The sequence below is a fragment of the Terrisporobacter petrolearius genome (assembly GCF_020748185.1).
Classification (GTDB): Bacteria; Bacillota; Clostridia; order Peptostreptococcales; family Peptostreptococcaceae; genus Terrisporobacter; species Terrisporobacter petrolearius.
Genome location: NZ_JAHZMO010000028.1, coordinates 35,102 through 43,450, shown reverse-complemented (window position 1 = coordinate 43,450; position 8,349 = coordinate 35,102). Strand labels below are relative to the sequence as shown.

Below are 8,349 nucleotides of genomic sequence, written 5' to 3'. Positions count from 1 at the left end.
TTTCTTTTTCCTTCGCTAAGCTTTTGTTTTCTTTTTCCCATAATAAAACAGCCTCCTATAATAATTAAATATTATCATAGAAAGCTGTTGAATTTTGTTATTTACAGAGTTTTTTTCACACACTCAATAATTCCCCTATATCATTTTTAAATTACTTCTAATTCTTTAGATTTTATTAATTATTTATATATTTTTCAAAAACATATCCAAAATCTTTATTATTGTAATTTTCTCTTATATCACTCATCCAGCTAAAATTAAACTTAGTAATTTCCTCTATCATATTGGCAGTATTCCCCTCCATACGAGATCTGCTTACAGCATCATTTGCCATGTCTAGGCTTTTCATTCCATATTCATAAGACTGTCTATTTTTATGCTGTATTTTGCCAATTTCAAACAAAGCTTTATATAAATCTTTTAATTGTTCTATTTGTTTTTTATCAACATCTATACTAAAATAATCGTCTGCAAAACTAAATTTTATTTCTACATCTAGGTCTACTGTTCCTGCTGTTTCTAGTGTTACCGAATGAACATTTTCACTACGAAACTCATGTCTTTTTACTACTCTTTTTTTACTTACAGCAGATGCACCATCCACATGTATTAATCCTCTATTTGTAAATACATACTCATCTGATTTTGATTTTATAACAAAGTAGATTTTCTCCCCGTCTTCGTTCATTATATAATCATCTCCATCAACTTTATTAAAGTCCTTTGGATCTATTATCTTACCTATATCAGATAGACCTAATGTATCTGCTGCCATTTTTCCAAATATATTTCCTGCCATATTATCCTCCAAATTATTTAATTTTTTACTACATTTATATTATATCATTTTAGAATTCTATTAAATCATGATAATTTTAACATTAATTGTAGCAAAACTTAATGGAAATGTATTACTTTTTATATTTCATTTATATAACTATGTTTAATTTAAAATACAGGTATTACAATTCCTTTATATTTAGATTCTATAAGTTCTCTGCATTTATCTGATGTAAGAACTTCTTCAAGCACTTTTATTTTTTCCCTATTTTTATCTTCTATTCTATATGCAAGCAAATTAGCATATTCATCATTTATAGGTGCTGTATAAATTCCGTCTTTCTTTGCGCTAAGTCCTGCAGGTACAGCATAAGTTGTATCAACGAATCCAGCTGTAACATCTTCTAATGCTGGAGGAATTTGTGCAACATCTAATTGAACAAATTCTAAATTTTTAGGATTTTTAGTAATATCCTTGACTCCAACTATATCACCTTCTTTTAGATCTATTAATCCTTCACCCTCCAAATATCTTAAAGATTTTGATGCTGAAGCAGCATTGTCACTTATTGCAATCTTATCTCCACTTTTAAACTCATCAATAGAGTTTATTTTCTTAGAATATAATACTCCTGGACAAACATATAATTTAGATCCTGCCATTATTTTATATCCCTTGCTCTTCACCGCCTCATCTAAATATGGTTTATGTTGAAATAAATTTGCATCTATTTCTCCATTATTTAAAGATTCATTAGGTAATACATAATCATTAAATGTTAAAATCTCCAACTTATATCCTTTTTCTTCTATAAATGGTTTTAACTCTTCCAATAATTCTCCACCAGGAACGAATGTAGCCCCTACTTTAATTGTTTTATCCTCTTTAGATTCAGGTGATAAATTCGAGCATCCAACTAAGGATGCGCATAGTACTACACTTAGTGCTAAGTTTAATAATCTTTTTAATTTCATAATATTGTTCCCCCTTAAATTTTTAATAAAATAAAAATCTACTTCAATTAAGTCACTGGATAGGCGCTGCACTTCATGTCGCCAACAAGATATCTTCGTTACCACTTCAGATATCTATGCTGCTTAAAATTTACGTTTTTTATAATTGTGCCCTGTTTATATTGTCCTTTTTATAAATTTTGTATAAATTCAAAACTAATGTATTTTTCTAGTAAATAAAAAAAACTTGAGTATAAACTCAAGTTTTAATAACGAATTTATACTTATCTTTCAGCAAATATGCTGCAGGATTTAGCACCATGTATATAAAAATATACTGGTTGCCGGGTTTCATAGGGCCAGTCCCTCCACCACTCTAGATAAGAGATATTTATTTTTTAATTTGATAATTATAGTAACACCATTCTTTTTTAAAGTAGATTATATAATTTAATTTTTATACTTTTATTTATTTTTAATATTAGTCTCCTATTTTTATTATTTTATCTTTAATATTATTAGCAAATCCTATATCATGAGTTATTATCAAAATTGCCATGCCTTTTGACTTTAAATTTCTTATTATTTTTGAAACTTTTTTTATTGAATCCACATCTAATGCTGATGTTGGTTCGTCAAAGCAAAGTACTTTTGGTGTTAATGCACAGGCTCTTGCTATGGCAACTCTTTGACATTGTCCTCCAGATAATTCATAAGGATAAGCATTTATTTTTTCCTCTAAATCTACCATTTTCAAAATTTCTTTTGCATCTTTTATTGCATTTTCCTTAGACTTTTTCAACACATTTATTGGAGCTGATATTATATTTTCTAAAACAGACATATGCGGAAATAAATTAAAATTTTGAAATACCATTCCTGTTTTATTTCTATTTTTTAATATATGATTTTTCTCCTTCATTACACAATTATCTAATATTATTTCTCCATGATCAAAATCTTCAAGACCATTTATACATCTAAGAATTGTAGTTTTACCTACACCTGATTTTCCCAAAAGTACGCATACTTCACCACTATTCACTTCAAAATTTATATTATTTAGTACTTTATTATTTCCAAAGGATTTAGTTAAATTTTTTACTTGTAACATAATTTTTCTCCCCCTCTTATTATCTATAATACGCATACTTGGTTTCAATTTTTTTAAACATAATTGTTAAAATTCCAATTAAAATTAAATACACTACCCCAGCTTCTATTAAAGGAACTATACTTGCCTGTTGATTTTGTGCTATTTGAGCGATTCTCAATATATCATTTAACCCTATTGCATAAACTATAGCAGTGTCTTTAATTAAAGTTATTACTTCATTAGACATGGCAGGTAACACTCTTTTTATAACTTGTGGAAAAATTATTTTTCTGTACATTTCAAATTTGCTAAATCCTAGTACAAAAGCACCTTCATATTGACCCTTGTCTATAGATTGAATTCCACCTCTAAATATTTCAGCAAAGTAAGCTGCATAGTTTAATGAAAATGCTAGGATTACTGCATCAAATCTGTCAAATATTATTCCCATTAAAGGAAGACCGAAAAATACAAATACAAGTTGTAATAATAAAGGTGTTCCTCTCATAATTAATATATATAAATTTGCCATTTGGCTTATTATTTTATTTTTAGATAATCTTAAAAAAGCTATCATAATTCCAAGTGGTACTGATATTATCAAGGTTATAAAAAACACTGATAATGTAATTTTTAATCCTTCTAGCATTGTAAAATTTCCTCCTTAATTTTTATACCTTAATCAGCTTTTCCAAACCATTTTTTATAAATTTCATCAAAAGTTTTATCTTCTTTTATTTCTTTTATTGTCTTATTTGCCTTGTCTCTAAGCTCAGTATCATCTTTTCTAAATGCAACGACATAATCTTCAGTTCCGAAATTATCATCTAATATCTTATACTTTTCTTCACCTTTTTTACTTATATAATATTTAACTAAAGTTTCATCTCCAACTATTGCATTTATTCGTCCTGCTTCCAAATCCCTAAAAACTTTATCGAAAGTATCATATAAAACTGGTGAACCATCTAAACTTTTTAATATTTTTGTATCTTTTTCTAAAGCTTCTTGCCCCGCAGATCCTTGTTGAGTTCCTATTATTTTACCTTTTAAATCTTCTTTATTTTTAATTGGTGAATCTTTTAGAGTCACTATAAGCTGACTATTTTTCATATATGCATCCGTATAAGCAACTTTTTCTTTTCTCTCTTCAGTCAAAGAATATCCATTCCATATAGCATCTATGTTTCCTGAATTTAATTCAGTTTCTTTCATTGACCAGTCTATACTTTGAAATTTCACATTCATATTTAGTCTTTTAAAAGTTTCTGTGGCTAAATCCACATCAAAACCTACTGTATTTCCATTGTCATCTAAATATCCCATAGGAAAATATGTATTATCATATCCTATTACTATTTCATTATTATTTAAATCTACATTTTTTTTATTACACCCTACTACCCCTACCATAATTACTAAAACTGCCAATCCCATTGTTAATTTCTTTAGTACCTTTTTCATTCTTTTTCCTCCTAATAATTTAATTTTTATTTATTAATTATTGCAATAAAAAAACCACATAGGCTAATACCTATGTGGTTAATATTTGTAATATATACTCCACCATAGATACAAGCCTTTTTAACAACACTAAAAGGGCTTGTATCTATGAATTAAATTTCATAATTTACAATCCCTTGGCTCTATGATGGTGATGATGAAGTTGTATATTTAATTTTATTGTAATTGTTGATTTTTTCATAACACCATTTCTCCTCTTCTTATTTTTTTATTTAAATTAATTATATTTACTTGTAATTTATAGTAATACCATTATTCAAAATTGTCAAATGTTTTTTATTTTTTATTCTAGTTTATTTTGATATTATGTCCATGAAATCAAAGTTTTCCACATCAAATAATCCTTTATCTGTCAGTTTTATATTAGGTATTACTGGAAGTGCTAAAAATGCTAAAGTTAAAAATGGATCTATATCTTTACTTACTTTTAATAAATTGTATGCTATATCTACCAATTTACTAAATTTTGAATTAACATACTCTATACCTTTATCACTCATTAAGCCACCAATATTTAAAGGTAAGCTTTCTAAAATTTCATTTGAAGATGAAATTGCAATTCCACCATCCATACTTATGACTTTATTTACAGCATTCACTATATCTTCATCATTATCACCAACAACTATAATATTATGGGAATCATGAGATATAGTCGTTGCTATAGCTCCATTTTTTAATTTGAAGTTTTCTACTAAACCTATACCTATATTGCCTGTATTTTTATGCCTTTCTATTACTGCTAACTTTAATATATCTTTTTCATTGTCATATTTAAACTTATTATTAACAACGTCAACTTTAGCTTTTGATTTTTCAGTTATTAAGCTATGAGGATTTAATGAAATAATATTTACTACTTCTTCTCCATTTTCCTTTTCAAAATATATTTGTATGTCTTCTTTATTAATTTTTGAAAGGTGAACAGTTTTTAACACTTTAGAAAAATCTTTTTCTTTGGTTGTAAATAAAGGCATTTTTTCTTTACCTACTAACTTTCCATCCTTATAAACTTCTTCTATATTGAATTTTTCTAAGTTATCAAATACGATTATATCAGCCTTATATCCTGGAGCTATTGCTCCCACATTTTTTAAATTGTAACAGTTTGCTGGATTTATAGTGGCCATCTGTATTGCTGTTATTGGATCTATTCCATTTTTTATTGATAATCTAACATTGTAGTCTATATGACCTTCTTTTAATAAATCTTCTGGGTGTTTATCATCCGTACACAATAAAATTCTTTGATAGTTGTATTTATTGACACCATTTATAAGATTTTTAAGGTCTTTAGTTGCTGAACCTTCCCTTATCATAACATACATACCTAGTCTTAATTTTTCCAACATTTCTTCTTTTGTTGTGCATTCATGATCAGTGTTTACTCCACTTAAAACATATGCATTTAAGCCTTCTCCATTTATACGAGGAGCATGGCCATCTACTCTTTTTTTATTTTCATACGCTAGATCTAGCTTGTCTATTACATCTTTATCTTTACATATGACACCAGGATAATTCATCATCTCACCTAAACCTAGAACTCTTGGATGATTTATATATTTTTCCAAATCATAAGCCTTAAGAACTGCTCCTGAATTTTCAAAATTAGTTGCTGGTACACATGAAGGTAGCATAACATATGTATTTAAAGGTAGTTCTTCACTTGAATTCAATATATATTCAATTCCATCAAGGCCACAAACATTAGCTATCTCGTGTGGATCTGTGATTATAGTTGTAGTTCCTCTTGGTACTATAGCTTTTGAAAATTCCCCTGGTGATAACATAGATGACTCAATATGAACATGGGAATCTATAAGGCCCGGTGCTATATATTTCCCACTTAAGTCTATATTAGTATTTCCTGTATACTTTCCAATCCCTACTATTACCCCACCATGTACTGCCACATCTCCAGTTACAATTTCATGGGTAAATACATTAACTATCTTTACATTTTTTAATACTAAATCCGGATTTTTATTTTTCATTGATCTATCTATTAATTCACTAATATACATAATACTCTCCCAACTATCAAATATTTTTTAAATCCTATAATATCATATTTATATTCATAGTCAAGTTTTTTATTAAATTTTTTTCTTCCTCACAATGGTTTATCTTAATCATTTATTCATCTATAATATATTTATACATATTTGTAAAATTATGTAATTTTGTAATAAGGGGACAAATTTATGAGAAATTCAATGAAAAAGTTTTTAGCTATTTTTTTAGCTAGTATAATTTGCTTTTGTAGCTTTCAAAATTTAAGTTATACTTTCGCTGCAGAAAATTCTGTACTTTCTAAAGGATACGTTCATGTTACATCTGCACCTGACAAATTAAATGTTAGGTCCAAACCTTCCACATCTTCCAATATAATAGAAACTATAGATCATAAAAAATCAGTAAACATAGTAGATAGCGTTACAAAAATTACTAAAGTCTATGACAAAGATAGTAAATTTTATACAAATGTTGTAACAGACCCATGGTATAAAATATCTTACGCTAAAGGTTATGGATATGTTTCTGCTGATCATAATTATGTTAAGTTATCAAATGAAGACAAGCCTTATCAACCTAGTAATAGTACTGTCGTAAAAGGAATAGATGTAAGTTATCATCAAGGAGATATTAATTGGTACAAAGTAAAAAATTCTGGGGTTAAATTCGCTATTATTCGTGGCGGAAGTGGAACTACAGAAGATAGTAAGTTTAAAGCAAATATAAAAGGCGCTTTAAATGCTGGAATAGAAGTGGGTGTTTATTGGTTTTCCAACGCTTATACTGTAAATAGTGCAAAAGATGAAGCTCAAAAATGTATGGAAGTAATTTCACCTTATAAAAATAAGTTATCTTTTCCTGTTTTCTTTGACTACGAAGAATACACTATAAAATCGGCGCAAGATAACAAAGTTAATCTTAGTCTTCGTTCAGTCTCTAATATTTGTGAAACATTTTTGTCTAAATTAAAATCAAATGGATATAAATGCGGTATATATACAAATAAAACCGTATCAAAATTTTATCTTAGTGATAATCTAAGGAATTCTTATGATTTTTGGATAGCTCAATATAATGATAACTGTAATTATTGGGGAAAATATACCATGTGGCAATATAGCAAAAGCGGAAAAATTGATGGTGTAAATGGCAATGTGGACTTAAATTATTACTATAAAACTAATCCTATTAATATTTCAAAAACTATTGTAGATTCTATTCCAAACCAAAAATATACAGGAAATAAAATTACTCCAAATATAAGCATAAAATACAATAATAAAACCTTAGTAAAAAACAAAGATTATACTATATCATTTAATAACAATACATCTATAAGCACTGCAACAGCCACTATAAAGGGTAATGGTAATTACTCAGGAACAAAAAAAATAACCTTCAAAATTGTTCCTAAAACTGTAACAAATGCTAAAATCTCAAATACTACTTCTTCGAGTATAAAACTAAGTTGGTCAAAAGTTGCAAATGCAAATGGATATAGAATCTATAGATCATATAGTAAAAATGGTACTTACACTAAAATAAAAGATATTTCTAAAAATTCTACTTTAAGTTATACTGACTCACGTTTATCTAGTAATAAAAAATATTATTATAAAATAAAGTCATTTAAAACTTCAAAGAAAGAAAAATACTATAGTTACTATTCAAGCATAATAAATGGAGAAACAAATTTATCTACACCTTCAGTAAAATTATCAACTCCAAAAAGTAAAAGCATAAAAGTTTCTTGGAAAAAAATCCCCGGAGCAAAAGGTTATGAGATTTACAAATCAACTAGTAAAAATGGGAAGTATTCAAAAACGACTACAAACAAATTAAGTTGTACCAATACAAATCTAATTAAAAACAAAATTTATTACTATAAAATAAGAGCATATAAGATTGTAAAAAACAAGAAGGTTTATAGTTCTTATAGTTCTATAAAATCAATTTCTACCAAATAGTTAAATCCT

The 8,349-nt window shown here is 27.3% G+C and carries 7 protein-coding genes and 1 riboswitch; of the genes, 1 reads left to right on the top strand and 6 read right to left on the bottom strand.

The features are described from left to right. Nucleotides 1-175: 175 nt before the first annotated feature. The 6 genes from K0040_RS14250 to ade form a co-directional block, all read right to left on the bottom strand. Nucleotides 176-799, bottom strand: coding sequence for a PH domain-containing protein (locus K0040_RS14250; RefSeq protein ID WP_228109437.1), 624 nt, complete (start codon nt 797-799; stop codon nt 176-178). A 149-nt stretch (nt 800-948) separates the two neighbouring features. Continuing rightward, on the bottom strand, nt 949-1,755 hold the full coding sequence (locus tag K0040_RS14245) for a MetQ/NlpA family ABC transporter substrate-binding protein (RefSeq protein ID WP_228109436.1): 807 nt from the start codon (nt 1,753-1,755) through the stop codon (nt 949-951). 260 nt (nt 1,756-2,015) lie between these two features. After that, nucleotides 2,016-2,121, bottom strand: a riboswitch (SAM riboswitch). 94 nt (nt 2,122-2,215) lie between these two features. Then, entirely contained in the window at nt 2,216-2,848 is a 633-nt protein-coding gene (locus K0040_RS14240; protein ID WP_228109435.1) for an amino acid ABC transporter ATP-binding protein, read from the bottom strand. 19 nt (nt 2,849-2,867) lie between these two features. After that, nucleotides 2,868-3,479, bottom strand: coding sequence for an amino acid ABC transporter permease (locus tag K0040_RS14235; RefSeq protein ID WP_228109434.1), 612 nt, complete (start codon nt 3,477-3,479; stop codon nt 2,868-2,870). Between the two features lie 29 nt (nt 3,480-3,508). Then, the gene (locus K0040_RS14230) at nt 3,509-4,294 is read right to left on the bottom strand and encodes an amino acid ABC transporter substrate-binding protein (protein ID WP_228109433.1); all 786 of its coding nucleotides are present in this window, start codon (nt 4,292-4,294) and stop codon (nt 3,509-3,511) included. Between the two features lie 353 nt (nt 4,295-4,647). Beyond that, on the bottom strand, nt 4,648-6,381 hold the full coding sequence (ade, locus tag K0040_RS14225; RefSeq protein WP_228109432.1) for an adenine deaminase: 1,734 nt from the start codon (nt 6,379-6,381) through the stop codon (nt 4,648-4,650). Nucleotides 6,382-6,561: 180 nt separating this feature from the next. Here ade and K0040_RS14220 point away from each other — a divergent pair, with 180 nt between their 5' ends. Beyond that, nucleotides 6,562-8,340 carry a GH25 family lysozyme gene (locus K0040_RS14220; protein WP_228109431.1) on the top strand — a complete coding sequence of 593 codons (1,779 nt, stop codon included), beginning with the start codon at nt 6,562-6,564 and terminating at the stop codon, nt 8,338-8,340. Nucleotides 8,341-8,349: the final 9 nt, after the last annotated feature.